This window comes from Collinsella sp. AF14-35 (genome assembly GCF_003464565.1).
Lineage (GTDB): Bacteria > Actinomycetota > Coriobacteriia > Coriobacteriales > Coriobacteriaceae > Collinsella.
Window position 1 is genome coordinate 22,069 of record NZ_QRZD01000007.1, and the last position, 17,887, is coordinate 39,955.

Sequence of the window (17,887 nt, forward strand, 5' to 3'; positions counted from 1 at the left end):
ACAACGCAAGGGGGACGTATGCTGCGCATCGCGACCATCGGCACATCCATGATCACTGACGACTTTATCCAAGTCGTCAACGCCAACGACCAAGCCGCGTTTGTGGGCACGCTTTCACGCGATGCCAATCGCGGTGCTGCCTTTACCGCCGAGCGCGGTGGCGAGCGAAACTTTACTTCACTCGATGAGCTCGCGACAGCCGCCGACGTCGACGCCGTCTACATCGGCAGCCCCAATGCGCTCCACTACGAGCAGGCCCTTGCCTGCATCGCCGGTGGCAAGCACGTCATCGTCGAGAAGCCCTTCTGCGCCACCGAAGCGCAGGCTCTGGAAGTCTTCCTCGCTGCCGAGGCAGCAGGTGTCGTGGCCCTCGAGGCCATGCGTCCCCTCCACGATCCCGCCTTCCACGCCATCGAGGACGTCCTGAGCGAGATCGCCCCCATCCGCCGCGCCTCATTGCGCTTTGGCAAGTATTCTTCGCGCTACAACGAGGTTCTCGCGGGGCGCGCCACCAATATCTTCGACTGCAATATGGCATCGGGTTCCCTCATGGACATTGGAGTCTACGCCGTCGAGCCCATGGTCGAGATTTTCGGCATGCCCTCCGGCCTTACGAGCATGACTACTCTACTCGACCCCACCACGCGACGGCTCACGCACGGCCCCATCGACGGTTGCGGTTCCATCCTCGCCAGCTATGGCGGAGGGCGCATCTCCGTCGAACTTGCGCACTCCAAAATTACGAATGACCTGCTGCCCTCGCAGATCGAAGGCGAGCGTGGCACTATCCAGATCGACCATCTGTCCACGCCCCGCAATGTCCGCATCGACTATCGCGGCGATGTCGTATGCGGCTCGGCGACCGAGGCACCGCGCGAACAGGGCGACAACGGCCGCGTGCTCGACCTGCCCAAATCGAGCAACACTATGGAATACGAACTCACAGACTTTATCACCGCCATCGGCGGCATCGATAACGTTAAGGAGGAGATTTGGGAGACCCCGGCGGGACGTCACGAACTTGGCCACTACCGCGATGTCACGCTCGTCTCATTGCGCATCATGGATGCCGTGCGCCAGCAGGCCGGCATTACCTTCCCGTCCGACGCAGGCAAGCAGGCCTAGCGATGGGCTTCTTCGATGCGTTCTTCTCCAGCGTCACCGGCGGCAGTCGAGAGCCTCAAAAACCATCAAACATTGAGCTCGAGTTGCGCCGCAGGCTTACTGTGCTCGCAAGCGACGAGGCCACTCAAGACACTCCCCTGCGCTATTTCCTGCGCTGGGCGGGGCAAGTCCAGGGCGTTGGTTTTCGCTTCACCAACACCAACCTCGCACAGGCACGCGCACTCACCGGCTGGGTGCGCAACATGGAAGACGGCTCGGTCGAGATGGAGATACAGGGAGCTCCGGCAAACATCCTATCTCATCTCGAGGCGCTTCATGCCTCCTACGAGCGCATGGGAACGCGCTTTCGCCTCGTAGAAGCCCAGGCCCAAGCCCCACTTGCCAATGAAGACAGCTTCATTCCTCGTTATTAGTATTGTGTGCTAAATACGGTATCATTTACCTACAACCGTTTGTAGAAAAGAGGCGAGGCGCATGGCGGTGCAAAGAAGGAATACCAGGCAGCGAAAGCTGGTTCTTGACGCCGTGCGCCAAAGCTACAACCATCCCACCGCCGACGAAATCTACAACGTCGTGCGCGCACAGGATGACAAAATCAGCCGCGGTACGGTCTACCGCAATCTCAATCTCTTGGCCGACGCCGGCGAGATCCTCTCCATCAAGACGCCGGGCGGCAGCCGCTTCGATCGCACGATCGAGCCGCATGCGCATATCATCTGCACCTCATGCAGCCGCGTCATCGACGTACCGCTCCCCTTCGATGCCCAGCTCGACGCCAAGGCGTCCGAGCAAATCGGCTGGCACGTCACGTCGCACTACACCATCTTCGAGGGTCTCTGCCCCGACTGCCGGTAGATGTTTGGGACATGCCTACTCAGCAAGTAGACGACGCAGCTCCTCTTCGACCGTGCGCACGTAGCGGACACGGTCATTGACACCGCGCATGCTGGGATTGCAGCTCTCCATCAGATAGGGATGGCCCACCACGTTGAGCATGTCGCGATCGTTTTCGTTATCGCCAAACGCCATCATTTCGTTAGGTGAGATCCCCAGCGCACAACCATAATCGGCAAGCGCGGACCCCTTGCCCGAATCAAAGCCGATAAAGTCGGTCCATTCGGTTCCCGACGTCATCACATCGACCCGGTCGCTAAAGCGACGCACAAAATACTCCAGCGCCGCCGGCTGCTCCGCCCCGGGCGTCTGGAAGGCAATCTTAATGACATCCTCGTCAATGTCTTCGGGACGGTCGACTACCGCCACATCACAATGGACCTCATAACGCAGGTGGTCAACAAACGCATCGTTGCTGCTCATGGTGTAGAGGTGTCCCTTGCACGAAAGGGTCACGTCGGCATGGGGGTACGCAACCACGGCATTCGCGATATCCATGGCCAGGCCACGCTCCATAGAACGCTTGACCACGGCACGCCCCTCGCTCATGACCAGGGCTCCGTTTTCGCATACATAGGCGAGTTCATCGGCCACCGGGGCAAACAGGTAGCGCAGGCTCGCATATTGACGGCCACTCGCCGGCATAAACACGATACCGCGACGATGCAGCTCATCGATAAGCTCAAAGGCCTCGGAACGCGGTTCGCGCTCCCCCGGGTGCAGCAACGTGCCGTCCAAATCGCATGCAATCAGCTTGATTCCCTCAAGACCCATATGCTTCCCCCAAAGCCTCCTATCAACAGCAAGACGGACCTTGATCGGTCACCCCTCAAAGCCCGTCTTGCGCATACGCGCGCTTAGTCGCGCGTCTTTTTAACGATGGTAAAGTCCGGAGCCATGCTCACGACAACATCGGCCGCGCTCGACGCAAAGCGTCGGCCCGCATCGAGCTCGCGCGAAACGATCGAGATTCGAGCTCCCTCGACGCCGCGAAGCATACGGCCCAAAACCGGCTGCACCGGCGTATACATGCGCACGGTATGCTCGTCCGAGTCGCCCCGGAAGAGCGGCGCATGCATGTTGCCGATCTCCCAGCACGCATGCGCGAGCGCAATCGGATCCATGCGGTCGACTTCGACCAAATAGACCTCGGCGCTGCGCAGGCGCACGACAACCACCACGGGCACCCTGCCCGAACGGTCAATGGTGAGCACGTCGCCATCGGCAAGACGACCGCCGTCGGCAGTATCCAGCCGAACATCGATCGTGCGCCCCAGCTCCGTCACGCCCACAAACGTGCGCGCATCAGCCTGGTCCCAATCGAGCAGGAGCTCGTCAACTTCAAAGACACCGCCCAGCTCCCGGCGAAGTAGGAGTTCATAGGACGGATCGTTGAGATTTCCCAAGCATGTCGTCGAAACCAAGCGTTCAGGCATACTCTAGCCCTCGACCTCGACGAGCTCGATATCAAAGTTGAGGTCCTTGCCGGCCAGCTCGTGGTTGGCGTCGAGCGTCACGGCCTCAGGCGTCACGTCGATGACCACGGCGGGGACGGGCATACCGCTCGGCGTGGACAGGAAAAGCTTCATGCCCTTCTCGATCTGCTCGATGTTGGGAACCTGTTCGGCCGGGAAGGTAATAACCATCTCGGGATTGCGCTCGCCGTAGGCATCGGCAGCAGGAATGTGCACGGTCTTCTTCTCGCCCACCTGCATGTCGACAACAGCGGCGTCGAAGCCCTTGATCATCTGACCGGCGCCGCAGGTGAACTCCAGCGGCTCGCCGCGATCGTAGGAGCTATCGAACTGCGTGCCGTCATCGAGCGTGCCGCGATAATGGGTCTTGACCTTCTTGCCCTGGTTGGACATGATAACCTCCGTGATAAGGGCGGCGCACAACGCGGGCCGCCGTGAACATATGGCGCTAACTATACCCTAGTCATACAATTCAATGACAGTTTGCAAAGAAACGCTGCAACCGGAGGAACCATGGCATATCCCGTATTTGACCTACACTGCGACACTGCCGACCGAATCGGCTGGGCCACGCTCGATCTCGACCTGCGCTTTACCGCCGGCACCGACGGTTATTTCCCCGGCGACGAAACGCATCCGCAAGATTTCGACCTCATCGAGGGTAACGCCTGTGCCATCTCGCTCGCAAAGATCGGCAACACGCCGTGGGCACAGTGCTTCGCCACGTTTGTCCCCGACGAGATTCCCACCGCCCACGCCGCGCGCTTCCAGGCGCAGATCATGGCGCATATGAGCGGCCAGGCAATGCTCAACCACGACCGTATGGTCAACGTGCGCAGCGCCGCAGACATTCGCCCCGCGCTCAAGGACGGCAAGGTCGCTTGCATCCACACCATCGAAAACGCCACGTTCTTTGCCGAGGACCCCGCGCTGATCGAGGTGCTCAAGAGCCTGGGCGTGCTTATGTCGTCGCTCAGCTGGAACGCGCAGGGACCGCTCGCGAGCGGCCACGACACCCACGCCGGCCTCACCGCCGCCGGCATCGAGGCGCTTACGCAGATGGAGCACGCCGGCATGGCGCTCGACGTCTCCCACCTCAACGATGAGTGCTTTGACGAGGTCGCCGCCCGCGCCACGCGTCCCTTCGTCGCCAGCCACTCCAACTCCCGTGCGGTTTGCGGCGCCAAACGCAATCTTACCGACGACCAGTTCCGCACCATTCGCGACATGGGTGGCATCGTCGGCCTCAACTACTGCAGCGAGTTCCTTTCCAACGACGCAACCGACAAGACCGCCGCAGACGTCACCTTCGACCAGCTGGCGGCGCATATCGAGCACTGGCTCGACCTGGGCGGCGAGGACGTCATCGCGCTCGGCGGCGACTGGGACGGCGCCACGGTGCCCGCTTTCCTCTCCGATGCCAGCAAGATGCCCGAGTTCCAGAACATGCTTTCCAAGCATTTTGGCAAGACCGTGATGCAAAAGCTCTGCAGCGACAACGCGCTTGCCTTCTTCGAGCGTTATTAATTTCACATCCCTTGAGCGGGCCGGCATGCCGAACGGTCGACATGCCGGCCCGTCCCCGATCTGAAGGACCGCTTTTGACGCAGCAGTTTACGATTTCCGCATCCCGACCGGATGGGACGACCATCCCCGTCGTCGTTACCAAAAAGCGCGTCAAGAACTTCAACCTACGCGTCACATCGAGCGGCGAGGTCCACGCCAGCGCACCGATCGGCGCCAGCCGCGAGCGTATCGAAGCGTTTGTGAAGCGCAACAGCGCCTGGATTATCAGCCGACTTGCCCAGCGCGAGCAACGTCAGGCGACGGCACGAGAGCCGCTCAGCCCCTCGTCCATCATTGCACTTTGGGGCAAGCCCATCACGGTACAGGATGCACTCGATCACAACTTTGCATCACCCGCACCGCGACCCAAACAGGCCACCTTCGCAAGTTTTATGGGTGCCGACGAGCCAAGTGGGTGCACGCAGGCAAAGCAGCGCACAGCCCTCGACGGCCTAACGCCCAAAGAACTCCAGACCCACATCGATCAGCTCTATACGTCCGAAGTCACATCGGCGCTACGTGATATGGTGCACGCATACGAAATCGCAATGGGCGTCGCCGTATCCCGCGTTTCCGTGCGCGGCATGAAAACGCGCTGGGGATCATGCACGCCCAAAACCGGAGCCATTCGCATCGCACGCGAACTTGCCGCCTATCCCATCGAATGCCTCGACATGGTTGTCGCCCACGAGCTCGTCCACTTGCTCGAGCCAAGCCACAACCAGCGGTTCCACGTCCTGCTCGACACATACTGCCCCAACAATAGAGCACTGTCTCAGCGACTCAAAAAACCACCTGTCAACGAGTTGTAGGGCCAGTTAGCGCACGCGCTCGATCTCGACACCGCAGCTTGCCAGGGGAAGACCGACGGGCGCCCAAGGCTTATCGAGCTTAACGCGCACGCCAAGCAGCAGAGGGTAACGACGCAGCAGCATCTGGGCTGTCCCCTCGGCTGCCGCCTCGATGAGCTTAAACGTATGCTCGCGCAGATAGCCATCGACATCGTGGCACACCGAGCCGTAGTCAATCGAGGCATCCAGGTTATCGTGCTCCCCCGCCGCGCGCAGGTCGGCATAGAGCACCAGAGAAACGATGAACTTCTGACCCAGCGCGTTCTCCTCGGGATACACGCCATGGTTGGCAAAAACCTCAAGACCGTCAATGACAATACGATCGGCATGGCGCAAATCGTCATAGCTCACGTGAGGCACCGCCGTTGCGGTGGATATTTCGCCCCTTCCACGGCGGGCGAGCTCGGCGCCTTCGGTCTTGGTTGCATTCTCGGGCAGTTTCTTGTTACTCAACGCGATCGTCTCCTTCGTTTAGAACCCCGACCGCGCAAACTAACTACACGCGAATCGACAGGTTCTTTTTATCATCGCTCCAGTTGCAAGCGTTGCGCGCGGGGCATGCAAAGCAGGCACGCGACGCTTTGTCGGCTGCATAGAGCAGACGCTCAAGCGGTTGGCTGTTCACGCGCAGCTTTCGATGGCCCAGAATGGCCGTCTTAATGGCTGCGGCATCGGCCGGCTCAAACGCCACGTCATCGGGCATGCCGCCGAGAATCGCATCAGCGACGCGTTCGCTTGCAACATCATGGGATATACCCGATTCATACTGTTCATCTTTGCCGATATCGTGAAGAAGTGCCGTGGCGTAGATGACCTCGCGGTCAAATTCGAGCTGTTCCTCGAGATTCTTGATCCACATAATGCGAGCGACATCGAGCAGATGGTCAATACCGTGGCGGCAGAAGATGCGCCCCGATTCCAACTGTACGATGTTGCCCAGGTGCCGCCGGAACAGCCCGTTGGCACAAATGTAATCAATGCGAGGCATGGCACCAAAGGGGGCCAAGCCCGAAGCCATAAAGCCGCGACGCGACGTCCCCTCATCGGTCTTCGATGTAAAGTCGTTGACGACTCTCATGGTTAGCGGCCCAGCATCCTAAAGAAACGCTCCTCGAGCGCGGGATCGGTCTCAAAGACGCCGCGGCGAGCAAGCGTCACGGTCTTGGTGCCGGGCTTTTGCACGCCACGCATCGTCATGCACATATGCTCGGCTTCCATCAACACAATCGCTCCCTGGGGAGCGAGATAATCCATGAGGGCATCGGCAACCTGTGCACACAGTTGCTCCTGCAGCTGAAGACGGCGGGCATAAACCTCAACCGTGCGGGCGAGCTTGGAAAGCCCAGCCACCCGACCGTTAGGGATATAACCAATGGCGGCCTTGCCATAAAACGGCAGCAGATGATGTTCGCACAGCGAGTAGAACGTGATGTCGCGCTCGATAACCAAATCGTTCGAAGCGACGGCAAAGGTTTTGGACAGGTGCTCCTCGGCACTCTGGTCCATGCCGCCGGCAATCTCACCATACATACGGGCAACGCGCGCCGGGGTCTCCAGCAGGCCCTCACGAGTTGGGTCCTCGCCTATGCCCTCAAGCAACAGCTTAATGGCGGCCTCGACTTTTTCCTGATCGACCATCTGGGCCTCACTTTTCCGATTTCACGTTCGCGCTATGGTACCACGCCCTCCGGCATCGACCACAAGCTACATAGTATGGGTCGAATAGACTGGATCGTCCCGCCAAAGCTCCACAGCGTCGCAAAGCGCAACGCCCTCACGCACAGCGCGGTCGCGCGTAGCGTTCATATCGATCACACGCTGGTTACTCGAGCCCCTAAAGCGCAACGAGATATCATAAAGATCCTGAACAAACGGGCCATCCACCAACATGTCGAGGCAGGCAAGGATACGGTCCGTCACCTCAGTATGGTGACGACCACCCGGCATAAGCTCCTCGAGCACATCGCCGGTGAAGCACCAAATAGTCTTCCCCGACCCCGCTGGATAGGCCGCGCGAACACGCTCGACAAAATCAACGAGCCCCGCTTGATTCTCGGGCTCCATAGGCTCGCCGCCCAGAATCGTCAGGCCGTCAATAAAGGGATGATCGAGGCTCTCGATAATCTTGTCCTCGACGGCACGATCAAACGGCTCGCCCGCGGCAAAGTCCCACGCGACGGAGTTAAAGCAATTCTTGCAGCCACGACGGCACCCGCTCACAAACAGAGAAGTACGAACGCCTTCTCCATCAGCAATGTCGAAATACTTAATGTTCGCGTAGTTCATAGGTAACTCTCCCGAGAGGCCGGGACATATCATCCCGTCCTCAAACATTCTCGGCCTGCGGCCTGCGAAACTGCGGGCGGGACGATATGTCCCGGCCTCATGCAAAGGGTAACTCAATGAACGAAGCGAACATCGAGTATAGGGTTCGTGGTCTAATAAAAACTGGGTTGCGGCTCAACCGCCATCGCAAGTAAATCGCAGCTGCAGCTCGAATTATTTCCGCTAAGAACTTCGAGGAGTGAGCAGACCGCGCGCTGCATCTCAGCTACGTCAACTTGGCTGAGCCGAGAGGGCCGCTTGGGCTTTTGCTCGATATGAGTTCCGCACGCAAAGAAGGCCACTTAATGTGGCCTTCGTCTTGCGCAGGACTGTCCGAAATAGCGAGCAAAAGCCCAAGCGGCCCTCTCGGCTCAGCCCCGGAACGGTATTAGAGATGCAGCACGCGGTCGCGGATCTCCTCGGTTCGACCCTGGTTCCAGAACTGGGTACCGATGTAGCCGCACGTGCGACGGGCGACATTCATCTTCTCCTGGTCGCGGTTGCCGCAGTTGGGGCACTCCCACACCAGCTTGCCATCGTCCTCGACAATGCGGATCTCGCCATCGTAGCCGCACACCTGGCAGTAGTCGCTCTTGGTGTTGAGCTCGGCGTACATGATGTTGTCGTAGATGTACTGCATCACGCGGATGACAGCCTTGAGGTTGTCCTGCATGTTGGGAACCTCGACGTAGGAGATGGCACCGCCCGGCGAAAGCTGCTGGAACATGCCCTCGAACTTGAGCTTGTCGAATGCGTCGATCTCCTCGGACACGTGGACGTGGTAGCTGTTGGTGATGTAGCCCTTGTCCGTCACGCCCGGGATGATGCCAAAACGACGCTGCAGGCACTTGGCGAACTTGTAGGTCGTCGACTCAAGCGGGGTACCGTACAGCGAGAAGTCAATATCGCTTTCGGCCTTCCACTCGGCGCACTTGTCGTTCATGCGCTGCATGACGGCCATGGCAAAGGGCGTGCCCTCCTTCTCGGTGTGGCTGTGGCCCGTCATGTACTTGACGCACTCATACAGGCCGGCATACCCCAGGCTGATGGTGGAATAGCCGCCCACGAGCAGCTTATCGATCGTCTCGCCCTTCTTCAGACGCGCCAGGGCGCCGTACTGCCACAGAATCGGTGCGGCATCCGAAAGCGTGCCCATCAGGCGCTCATGACGGCACAGCAGGGCACGATGGCACAGCTCAAGGCGCTCATCGAAGATCTTCCAGAACTTGTCCATGTCCTGATGCGAGCTCAGCGCGACATCGGGCAGGTTGATGGTCACAACACCCTGGTTAAAGCGACCATAGTACTTAGGCTTGGTCGGGTCATAGTTCAGCGCGTTGGCGACATTGTTAAAGCCGTTGCCCGAACGGTCGGGCGTCAGGAAACTACGGCAACCCATGCAGGTGTAGCAATCGCCGTTGCCGGCGGTCTCGCCCTTAGACAGCTTGAGCTCGCGCATCTTCTTCTCGGAGATGTAGTCGGGCACCATGCGCTTGGCGGTGCACTTGGCAGCCAGCTGGGTCAGGTAGAAGTACGGGGAATTCTCGTGAACGTTATCGTCCTCGAGTACATAGATAAGCTTGGGGAATGCCGGGGTAATCCACACACCGGCTTCGTTCTTAACGCCCTCATAGCGCTGACGAAGCGTCTCCTCCACGATCATGGCAAGGTCGTGCTTCTCCTGCGCTGAGCGAGCCTCGTTGAGATACATAAAGACCGTCACAAACGGCGCCTGGCCGTTTGTGGTCATAAGGGTCACGACCTGATACTGAATCGTCTGGACGCCGCGACGGATCTCGTCACGCAGACGGTCCTCAACGACCTCACGGACCTTTTCGGCAGATGCCGAAACACCGAGCTCCTCGAGCTCGCGGGCAACCTCGCCGCGAATCTTTTGACGGCTCACCTCAACAAAGGGGGCGAGATGGGTCAGCGAAATAGACTGGCCGCCGTACTGGGAGGAAGCAACCTGGGCGATAATCTGCGTCGCGATGTTGCAGGCAGTCGAGAAGCTGTGCGGCTTCTCGATCAGCGTGCCCGAGATAACGGTGCCGTTCTGGAGCATGTCCTCCAGGTTCACCAGGTCGCAGTTATGCATGTGCTGGGCAAAGTAGTCGGAATCGTGGAAGTGGATCAGGCCCTCATTGTGGGCATCCACGATCTCCTGGGGCAGCAGCACACGCTGAGTCAGGTCCTTGGAAATCTCGCCGGCCATATAGTCACGCTGGACGGAATTGACGGTCGGGTTCTTGTTAGAGTTCTCCTGCTTGACCTCTTCGTTATTGCACTCGATCAGCGACAGAATCTTGTCGTCGGTCGTGTTCTTCTGGCGCTTCAGGCTCTGAACATAACGATAGATGATGTAGTGGCGAGCAACCTCGTAGCAGTCGAGACGCATGATCTCGTCCTCGACCAAATCCTGGATCTCCTCGACCGAAACGGTGTGGCCCGCGTTCTCGCATGCCTCGGCGACGTTTTGTGCCGCGTAAACCACCTGGCGGTCGGTTAGACGAGAGCTCTCCTCGACCTCCAAGTTGGCGGCGCGGATGGCATTGACGATCTTATCGATGTCAAAGACAACCTCGGTGCCGCTGCGCTTGATGATCTTCATCCTCTTGCCTCTTTCGCGTCGTAGTCTCATTGCGCTTCAGAGCCAAACGATGCCCGGCAGGGCCTGTCCCTGTCTTGCGGCGCCGTCGCGCAATCTGTGTTCTCGATAAACCATAAGCCTCCATGCGGACATTCCCAGGAGCCGATCAAGCGGTTCAAGGACACGTTCAAAAGAGGCAGTTAAGGTCTTCGTTCTCTGTCCGCCATCTATCATACGACAAAGAGGCATCTATATCCTGTATTCTTTTTTTAGGTCAAACACAACATATAGTGTTTCAGCAGGTCAAAGCAATTGGTCATTTTGCAGACGCATTAAAAATGAGGGGTATTTGACAAGTCGGTAAAACGTTACCAACACGGCTACCTGCATGGCAGTTATAAAACCCCCTTAGTCAAGCCGCTGACAAATCCTACCAAAACCAAGCCGCTCACGCCAAAAGAATCCAAAAGATTATGCTTGACCAACATGTTGCGGTCGTGCCTTGCCGAGCCTCATGCAACCGCGGCACGAGTCCTTAAAAGATATGTGTATGCAAACGGAGAAGATGAGAGTTTCCCCGGATGACTACTGAGAAGCATCCCGGAAGATCAAAAACTCGAAATTTGGTGACGTATTTGGCGACACATTTGGCAACCAAAACAAAACAGCCCAGAGGACATAGCCTCTGGGCTGCGAACATTTGGTGGGCGTTAGAAGATTTGAACTTCTGACCTCTTCCGTGTCAGGGAAGCGCTCTCCCCCTGAGCTAAACGCCCAAATGGAGCGGACAACGGGGCTCGAACCCGCGACCCCAACCTTGGCAAGGTTGTGCTCTACCAACTGAGCCATGTCCGCCTGCGAGGATTTAATATACGGGATGATCCACCCAAATGCAAGAACTTTTTTTGAAAAGTTTTGCGACGCCCTCGCGAACCTCGCGAAGACATCAGCCACCACGGAAGGTGTAGGCAAACGCAAGCTCGCCGCAAGAGGCCCCCTACAACTCAGCGAGCATGATCCAGGCAGAGCTGTCCTGCGCGAGCCTGCCATCTGCAAGCGGTGATGAGGTGAGCAGGACCCTACCCGCCGGCAGCTCCACGGGTGCTGCACCGAAGTTCGTCACACACGCCCAGCCGTTGTCGCGGCGATAGGCGATGACGCCGCCCTCAGCGCCCTCGGCACCATCCGCAAGGCCGGTGCACCCGTCAAGATCGAGCCACGCAAGATCGTTGGCGCACCCGCGCAGCTTGCGCCGCAGCCAGAGGGCGTCGCGATAGAACGCAAGCATCGATGCCGGGTCCGCTTCTTCCCTATCGGCAGCGTAATCGGAAAACCATGCAGGCTGTGGCAGATGGGGCGCCGCATCGGCGTCCGCCGGTGAAAACCCAAACGATCCGCCCTGCGCGGGATCGTCCGCTGCCACCCACGGCAGGGGCACACGACAGCCGTCGCGCCCCTTCTCGCGCTTCGGTCCGTGCGTATTGGTCGCAGTGGGATCTTCGAGTGCAGCCCACGGGATGTCAGCCACCTCAAAAAGGCCGAGCTCCTCACCCTGATACACGTATGCCGAGCCCGGAAGCGCCAACTCAAGCAAAAGGGCTGCCCGCGCGCGGCGCTCGCCGAGTTCACGGTCCTCGTCATAAGACGACCCGTCGCGTAAGAGCCAGTCGAGCGCAATCTGATGGTAGCGCGTCGCCTTGATTTGCGGCAGGGCATAGCGTGTCGCCACGCGCGGCACGTCGTGGTTGGAGAGTACCCAGGTCGAGGCGGAACCGGATTCGATGGCCGCCTTCAAGCCCTTCTCGATTGCAGCGTGCATGTCATCATAGGTCCAAGTGGCCTTGGCGAACTCAAAGTTGAATGTCTGGCCAAGCTCGCTGGGGCGTGCGTAGAGATACTGGCGCTCGGGCAGAACCCACGCCTCGGCAACGGCGCTGCGCGGCGGATCATAACGGTCGAACACGCGGCGCCACTCGCGATAGATCTCATGGACCTCGTTGCGGTCCCACAGCGGATGGGTGCCGTCCTCAACCATGTCATCGCCCTCGGCGAGATGCCACTGGTCGAGGTCATCGCGGTCGAGATCCTTGGCGAGACCGTGCGCCACATCAATGCGAAAGCCATCGACGCCTCGATCGCTCCAAAACGCCAGGACGTCGCAAAAGAACGCATGAACCTCGGGACACGACCAGTCAAAGTCCGGCTGCTCGGGCGTAAACATGTGCAGATACCACTGACCGTCCGCGACGCGCGTCCAGGCGGGGCCGCCAAAGTTGGCATTCCAATTGGTGGGAGGCAGCTCGCCGTGCTCGCCGCGACCATCGCGGAAGATATAACGGGCGCGCTCGGGTGATCCGGGGCCGGCGGCAAGAGCGGCTTTGAACCAGGGGTGCTGGTTGGACGAATGGTTGGGCACGATGTCGACGATGACCTTGATGCCGTGCGCATGAGCCGCAGCGATCATGTCATCGAAGTCGTCAAGCGAGCCGAGACGTGGGTCGACATCGCAGTAGTCCGCCACATCATAGCCGCCATCGACAAGAGGCGATGGGTAAAACGGGCTCAGCCAGATGGCCTCGATGCCCAGCTGCTCAAGATAGTCCATCTGCTGGGTAATGCCCGCGATATCGCCCAGATCCGAACCAGTCGAATCCTTAAACGAGCGCGGATAGATCTGATAGATCGCGGCATCGGACATCCATGGGCGCGACGAGGACTTTTCTGTAGCCATGGGATGAGTCTCCCTTGCAACGAGGTTTTGCGAGATGCCCACGATGATACGCCCAAAGCGGACATTCGCGGCAAACAACGCCACAGCCACGCCCCAAACGCTCGCTCCCTCTCGGGTTCGAGTCTCCTGGGACGAATCGATCGATCAGTGAAAAGAACGGAAGGCCCACTCCTCCGGCCACGACAGCGAGCGGGCTCCGGGTGCCCCAAGTTGCCGCGAAAGAGGAGGGAAGCGTACTTTATGTACGCGACCGACGATTGAGGGGCAAGATGGGGTGCCCGGGGCTCGCGCAGCGTCAACAAAAACGCGGTTCGTTAGAACCGCGTAAGATAGTTGGAGCGGACAACGGGGCGTCTGCGTATTCGCTTCGCGGATCCGCACCGGCTTCGGCCGCCTGCCGGCGTCTTCGCCAGCTCGCTACAAACGCTCCGCGTTTGCTTAACGCTCACTCCCTCTCGGGTTCGAGCCCATACGATGGGTACAAAAAAGCCCGGCTACCGTAGTAGTCGGGCTGTTGCGTTTGGAGCGGACAACGGGGCTCGAACCCGCGACCCCAACCTTGGCAAGGTTGTGCTCTACCAACTGAGCCATGTCCGCATATGTAAAACAAAACGGGCGCCGGAGCGCCCGGATGTTACCTGGAGGCGAAGCCCGGATTCGAACCGGGGGTAAAGGCTTTGCAGGCCTCTGCCTTACCACTTGGCCACTTCGCCGAAAAAGGACCGCCTAAACGGTCCGGAAATGCAATGGAGCGGACAACGGGGCTCGAACCCGCGACCCCAACCTTGGCAAGGTTGTGCTCTACCAACTGAGCCATGTCCGCTTGCGGGTTATTAATTTACGCGAGTTGTCCAAAAGACGCAAGTACTTTTTTCAAAAAACTTGTCTGCCGCATGTTCTTAGTAGCTAAACGCGCTAAAGCGATTGGCTAGGCACACGATTCCAGCGCTCCGCTAAACAGCTTCACCATCTGCACGCGCGTGCCGGCGCCGTCCGTACGACGAGCAACCTCCACGTTATCGACGAGCATACGCATAAGCTTGATACCACGGCCGCGCTCCTCAGATGCGACCGGTTCGCTCGTTTCATCGATAGAATAGCCGGCACCTCGATCAAGTACCTCGACCACAACGCGATCGCCATAGGCCTGAACCGTCAGGATGCACCCGATACCGCCCGCATGGTCATAGGCATTACCCAGCGCCTCCCCCGACGCCAACGCGACATCGTAGCGCTCGTCACGGCGCAACGGAAGCGATTCAAGGAGTTCGGCGATGCGATGTCGGTAGTATGGAAGATTCTCGATACCCTGACGGACCTCGACGCTCTTACTCCAGCGAGGCAGCTCCCCCACCGGAATGGCGGGAATAGACTCCCGTGCCGGCCCCGCGACATGAAGAATATCGACAAGACGGGCAATCTCCAAAAAGCGAACAACTTCACCTGATGCATTGACGAGCGAAAGCAGGCCTTCTCGCCTCATGAGCTCACGAGCGCGCGTAAGCAGGAATGCCAAGCCCGTCGAATCGATAAAGCTAACAGCCTGGCAGTTGATGACGACACGACGCACGCCGCGGCCAATCAAAGCATCCAACCGCCGACGCAGCGCAGGCACCGTGGCGATGTCGATATCGCCTGGTGGCGTCAAAACCACTATGTCATTCCACTCATTCATACGACCATGGTTCCCCAAAAAAGCCCACTCGATGCATTCGTTTCCCCAACCGTACGGATTCAGCCCGCCCAGCGTCGTCTATGAACGACCCCGTAAAAACTCAAGGGACACCAATGCAATGTCATCGTCCAGCGCCGATTCGGTAAATCGGTCAAGCTCGCCCAAGACCTTGCCGCAAATGCCCGACACGCCCTCACCCGAGACAGAGAGCAGAAGGTCGCGAAGGCGCTGCTCGCCAAAGAAAGCACCCGAGCGGTCACGCGCTTCGATTGTTCCGTCGGTGTACATAAATAGCATGTCACCAGGAGCGAACGTAAACACGCCTGTCTCGTATACCATGCTCTCAAAGGCACCGATTACCCCCGATTGGCATCCAAGCAGCTCGACCTCCCCCCCACGGGCCTCGCCGCCACCCAGCGGCATCGACTCTGGCCTGATGACCATGGTCGGAGGATGGCCCGCCGAACAATACGTTGCACGTCCGGCTTTAAGGTCAATCTTGGCGATAAAGGCCGTCACGAACGTCTCGACCCTTGAAAAGCCCATGAGCATGCTGTTAAGGGAGCGTGCCATGCGGGCCGGCCCAGCGCCCTCCCAGGCATATGCCGTCAGGGCCGTCTTGACGAGCGCGGACATCGATGCAGCCTCAATGCCTTTGCCAGACACATCGCCCAGAATCATGACGGCGCAATCGTCGGGAAGACGGATGAGCGTATAGAAATCGCCGCCGACCAACGCCGAGTTCGTGGCCGACAGGTACACCGAATCGGCGGCGATTCCCGGAACATCCCCCAGTGAATTTCTCATGCCAATCTGAAGGGTCTGAGCGATATGGCGCTCCTCACGCTTTTGAGATTCGCCTTCATAGATCAGTTCAAAGTCATGAGCCAAGTGCACCAAGTAGTCATATTCAAGGTCATCAATCGGCTCTTGGCTACCATCACGAAGCAGCAGCGCGCGCGTCGTCGGGCCCTTCGCAACAGAAGCAGGAACGATCGCGTCGTTACTGTGCTTGCCATCGCCCTCAGAGCGCGGGCGCCCCGCCTCGATGCCGGCGTCGACGTAGAGACCCTGGCAAGGCAGGCCATGCGCCCTAAGCCAGCCTCCCATAGGCATCGATTCGTCAACGCGAGTTAGACGGACGTGTTTAAGGTCCTCGGCGCTCGTGCCGCCCAAAACAGATGCCTCAAAGCCATCAGGGCCAGCCCCCAGACGTGCCGCTGGCGCCGTCGTGGAAAAGAAAAGCTTCTCGGGATCGTCCGGCAAAGCAACGCGACTGCCGCCTTCAAAATCTATGACGTAGGAATCCAGACTGGCGTCATACTCAATAGGGCAAAAATGGCAGTTGAGCATATTGCAGATCTCGGACGATACCGCCTGGGTAGCCGCGGCGGAATCGTCTAGAAAGGTAAACAACTCGTCACGCAAGACATTGAGCGAGCGGCCAAGCTCGGCCGTGCGACGGGAGCGAAGGCTCGATGCCATGCCGACCAGCTGGATAGACAGGTAATCGCAAATGACCTCGAGCACATTAACGTCATAGGCGAGCGGTGCCTGAGGGCGTTTCCAACCAACTTCCAGCACGCCAAGGATCTGCGTACCGTAAAAAACGGGAAGACAGATCTCGCTGCGGTACGGAGGCATATCCTGCATGCGCAACAGGTGCTTAGAACGATTGTCCAGATCCATGAACATACCGGAGGCGACCTTATCACCCTCAAGGTCCTGTTGAATCGACAAGCGACAGGCACGCGACTCACGAAGAACATACGTCGGAATGCCAGCGCCATACGGCAAAAACTCAGGCAGGTAGCTGTCGTACAGCTCCTTGGAAACACCGCGAAGTTTAAAACCACCGCTCTCAGAAAAATAGATAGCGGCACCCGAAGCATCGAGCGTTCCTACAAGCTGGTTCAAAACGGTATCAAGTAGGCTGGGCAGCTCATCGGAGCCCACGGTACTCATAATGACCGAGAGCGTGCCAGAGAGGCGCTTGTTCGCCACTCTAAGCTCCGAAAGCGCACGCTTGAGTTGCCGGTCGTGAGAATACTGTTCCTCGATACTGTGAAGCGCCACCAGGACACGTGGTGCGCGGCGCCCAAAGATGTGTGGAGGCGTTACGGAGCCCGCACGAACCAAGACGGGAATAAAAGAGCCGTCACTCAGCTTGAGCATCAGTTCGTTCTCGGAGCCATCAGTTTCAAATGGCAGACGATGTTCCGTCGCACGTTCAAAAGCGGACGAGTACAGGACGTCTTTAACATCTCCGCCGATGACGTCGGCGCGTTCCTCGCACATCAAACCAAGTAAGCGATTATTCACATGCAGAATGGTTCCGTCGAGCTCGCAGATGATGACAGCATCGCTCGTGATCTCGACTAGTTGGGCAACGTCTGCCCACTCGTTGCGTTCAAGCGTTTCCATCGTGGACCTCACCGTCTATCGGTAACAAAAAAGCCTCCGAAGAGGCTTCTCAAATGCGATGGTGTCGGAGGCGGGACTTGAACCCGCATGACCAAAAAGCGGTCACTAGCACCTCAAGCTAGCGCGTCTGCCAATTCCGCCACTCCGACATGCTATGTTGTTGATTCGCGGTTCGTTTTGTTGGACCCGCGCGTTCAACGAGGAAGATAATAACCTATGATTCGAGAACTG

Annotated in this window: 16 protein-coding genes and 6 tRNA genes; 5 read left to right on the top strand and 17 right to left on the bottom strand. The window is 58.7% G+C overall.

What is annotated here, in order from left to right:
* Positions 1-18 precede the first annotated feature (18 nt).
* From DWW12_RS03725 to DWW12_RS03735, 3 genes are all read left to right on the top strand, one after another.
* A complete protein-coding gene (locus DWW12_RS03725; RefSeq protein ID WP_117855058.1) occupies positions 19-1,125 on the top strand; it encodes a Gfo/Idh/MocA family protein in 1,107 nt (368 codons plus the stop codon).
* A 2-nt stretch (positions 1,126-1,127) separates the two neighbouring features.
* A complete protein-coding gene (locus tag DWW12_RS03730; protein WP_117655275.1) occupies positions 1,128-1,538 on the top strand; it encodes an acylphosphatase in 411 nt (136 codons plus the stop codon).
* Between the two features lie 61 nt (positions 1,539-1,599).
* A complete protein-coding gene (locus DWW12_RS03735; RefSeq protein ID WP_172677978.1) occupies positions 1,600-1,980 on the top strand; it encodes a Fur family transcriptional regulator in 381 nt (126 codons plus the stop codon).
* A 15-nt stretch (positions 1,981-1,995) separates the two neighbouring features.
* Here DWW12_RS03735 and DWW12_RS03740 read toward each other — a convergent pair whose 3' ends face one another.
* The 3 genes from DWW12_RS03740 to DWW12_RS03750 form a co-directional block, all read right to left on the bottom strand.
* The gene (locus DWW12_RS03740) at positions 1,996-2,793 is read right to left on the bottom strand and encodes an HAD-IIB family hydrolase (RefSeq protein WP_117855059.1); all 798 of its coding nucleotides are present in this window, start codon (positions 2,791-2,793) and stop codon (positions 1,996-1,998) included.
* 83 nt (positions 2,794-2,876) lie between these two features.
* Positions 2,877-3,455: an urease accessory protein UreE gene (locus tag DWW12_RS03745; protein WP_117855061.1), complete on the bottom strand. Its 579-nt coding sequence runs from the start codon at positions 3,453-3,455 to the stop codon at positions 2,877-2,879.
* A gap of 3 nt (positions 3,456-3,458) precedes the next feature.
* A complete protein-coding gene (locus tag DWW12_RS03750; protein ID WP_117855062.1) occupies positions 3,459-3,887 on the bottom strand; it encodes a peptidylprolyl isomerase in 429 nt (142 codons plus the stop codon).
* Between the two features lie 120 nt (positions 3,888-4,007).
* On the opposite strand from DWW12_RS03750, the gene DWW12_RS03755 reads away from it, so the two are divergent.
* Both DWW12_RS03755 and DWW12_RS03760 read left to right on the top strand, forming a co-directional pair.
* A complete protein-coding gene (locus tag DWW12_RS03755) occupies positions 4,008-5,021 on the top strand; it encodes a dipeptidase (RefSeq protein ID WP_117855064.1) in 1,014 nt (337 codons plus the stop codon).
* A 74-nt stretch (positions 5,022-5,095) separates the two neighbouring features.
* Positions 5,096-5,872 carry a M48 family metallopeptidase gene (locus DWW12_RS03760; RefSeq protein ID WP_158564372.1) on the top strand — a complete coding sequence of 259 codons (777 nt, stop codon included), beginning with the start codon at positions 5,096-5,098 and terminating at the stop codon, positions 5,870-5,872.
* A gap of 6 nt (positions 5,873-5,878) precedes the next feature.
* Here the strand turns inward: DWW12_RS03760 and folB are convergent, their stop codons facing one another.
* The 14 genes from folB to DWW12_RS03830 all read right to left on the bottom strand — a co-directional run bounded on the left by folB (position 5,879) and on the right by DWW12_RS03830 (position 17,805).
* A complete protein-coding gene (gene folB / locus DWW12_RS03765; protein WP_199570673.1) occupies positions 5,879-6,364 on the bottom strand; it encodes a dihydroneopterin aldolase in 486 nt (161 codons plus the stop codon).
* Positions 6,365-6,407: 43 nt separating this feature from the next.
* Positions 6,408-6,989, bottom strand: coding sequence for an HD domain-containing protein (locus DWW12_RS03770; RefSeq protein ID WP_172622418.1), 582 nt, complete (start codon positions 6,987-6,989; stop codon positions 6,408-6,410).
* 2 nt (positions 6,990-6,991) lie between these two features.
* Positions 6,992-7,549 carry a GTP cyclohydrolase I FolE gene (folE, locus tag DWW12_RS03775; RefSeq protein WP_022094399.1) on the bottom strand — a complete coding sequence of 186 codons (558 nt, stop codon included), beginning with the start codon at positions 7,547-7,549 and terminating at the stop codon, positions 6,992-6,994.
* Between the two features lie 66 nt (positions 7,550-7,615).
* The gene (gene nrdG / locus DWW12_RS03780; protein ID WP_117855067.1) at positions 7,616-8,197 is read right to left on the bottom strand and encodes an anaerobic ribonucleoside-triphosphate reductase activating protein; all 582 of its coding nucleotides are present in this window, start codon (positions 8,195-8,197) and stop codon (positions 7,616-7,618) included.
* A gap of 427 nt (positions 8,198-8,624) precedes the next feature.
* Positions 8,625-10,847 carry an anaerobic ribonucleoside-triphosphate reductase gene (gene nrdD / locus DWW12_RS03785; RefSeq protein WP_117855069.1) on the bottom strand — a complete coding sequence of 741 codons (2,223 nt, stop codon included), beginning with the start codon at positions 10,845-10,847 and terminating at the stop codon, positions 8,625-8,627.
* A gap of 680 nt (positions 10,848-11,527) precedes the next feature.
* Positions 11,528-11,602, bottom strand: a tRNA-Val gene (locus tag DWW12_RS03790).
* A 3-nt stretch (positions 11,603-11,605) separates the two neighbouring features.
* Positions 11,606-11,681: transfer RNA gene (locus DWW12_RS03795), tRNA-Gly, on the bottom strand.
* A gap of 142 nt (positions 11,682-11,823) precedes the next feature.
* Positions 11,824-13,557 carry a glycoside hydrolase family 13 protein gene (locus DWW12_RS03800; protein WP_233544223.1) on the bottom strand — a complete coding sequence of 578 codons (1,734 nt, stop codon included), beginning with the start codon at positions 13,555-13,557 and terminating at the stop codon, positions 11,824-11,826.
* Positions 13,558-14,078: 521 nt separating this feature from the next.
* Positions 14,079-14,154: transfer RNA gene (locus DWW12_RS03805), tRNA-Gly, on the bottom strand.
* 42 nt (positions 14,155-14,196) lie between these two features.
* Positions 14,197-14,270: transfer RNA gene (locus DWW12_RS03810), tRNA-Cys, on the bottom strand.
* 34 nt (positions 14,271-14,304) lie between these two features.
* A tRNA-Gly gene (locus DWW12_RS03815) sits at positions 14,305-14,380 on the bottom strand.
* Positions 14,381-14,485: 105 nt separating this feature from the next.
* Positions 14,486-15,232, bottom strand: coding sequence for an anti-sigma factor antagonist (locus DWW12_RS03820; protein ID WP_117773761.1), 747 nt, complete (start codon positions 15,230-15,232; stop codon positions 14,486-14,488).
* Between the two features lie 78 nt (positions 15,233-15,310).
* Positions 15,311-17,656 (bottom strand): GAF domain-containing SpoIIE family protein phosphatase, encoded by a 2,346-nt coding sequence (locus DWW12_RS03825; RefSeq protein WP_117773760.1) that lies wholly within the window; start codon positions 17,654-17,656, stop codon positions 15,311-15,313.
* Positions 17,657-17,715: 59 nt separating this feature from the next.
* Positions 17,716-17,805 (bottom strand) — tRNA-Leu (locus tag DWW12_RS03830).
* Between the last annotated feature and the right edge of the window lie 82 nt (positions 17,806-17,887).

Excerpts from the sequence above, each read along its gene's own strand:
- DWW12_RS03725 (WP_117855058.1), top strand. The coding sequence starts at position 19 with ATGCTGCGCATCGCGACCATCGGCACATCCATGATCACTGACGACTTT.
- DWW12_RS03730 (WP_117655275.1), top strand. The coding sequence starts at position 1,128 with ATGGGCTTCTTCGATGCGTTCTTCTCCAGCGTCACCGGCGGCAGTCGA.
- DWW12_RS03735 (WP_172677978.1), top strand. The coding sequence starts at position 1,600 with ATGGCGGTGCAAAGAAGGAATACCAGGCAGCGAAAGCTGGTTCTTGAC.
- DWW12_RS03740 (WP_117855059.1), bottom strand. The coding sequence starts at position 2,793 with ATGGGTCTTGAGGGAATCAAGCTGATTGCATGCGATTTGGACGGCACG.
- DWW12_RS03745 (WP_117855061.1), bottom strand. The coding sequence starts at position 3,455 with ATGCCTGAACGCTTGGTTTCGACGACATGCTTGGGAAATCTCAACGAT.
- DWW12_RS03750 (WP_117855062.1), bottom strand. The coding sequence starts at position 3,887 with ATGTCCAACCAGGGCAAGAAGGTCAAGACCCATTATCGCGGCACGCTC.
- DWW12_RS03755 (WP_117855064.1), top strand. The coding sequence starts at position 4,008 with ATGGCATATCCCGTATTTGACCTACACTGCGACACTGCCGACCGAATC.
- DWW12_RS03770 (WP_172622418.1), bottom strand. The coding sequence starts at position 6,989 with ATGAGAGTCGTCAACGACTTTACATCGAAGACCGATGAGGGGACGTCG.
- folE (WP_022094399.1), bottom strand. The coding sequence starts at position 7,549 with ATGGTCGATCAGGAAAAAGTCGAGGCCGCCATTAAGCTGTTGCTTGAG.
- nrdG (WP_117855067.1), bottom strand. The coding sequence starts at position 8,197 with ATGAACTACGCGAACATTAAGTATTTCGACATTGCTGATGGAGAAGGC.
- nrdD (WP_117855069.1), bottom strand. The coding sequence starts at position 10,847 with ATGAAGATCATCAAGCGCAGCGGCACCGAGGTTGTCTTTGACATCGAT.
- DWW12_RS03800 (WP_233544223.1), bottom strand. The coding sequence starts at position 13,557 with ATGGCTACAGAAAAGTCCTCGTCGCGCCCATGGATGTCCGATGCCGCG.
- DWW12_RS03820 (WP_117773761.1), bottom strand. The coding sequence starts at position 15,232 with ATGAATGAGTGGAATGACATAGTGGTTTTGACGCCACCAGGCGATATC.
- DWW12_RS03825 (WP_117773760.1), bottom strand. The coding sequence starts at position 17,656 with ATGGAAACGCTTGAACGCAACGAGTGGGCAGACGTTGCCCAACTAGTC.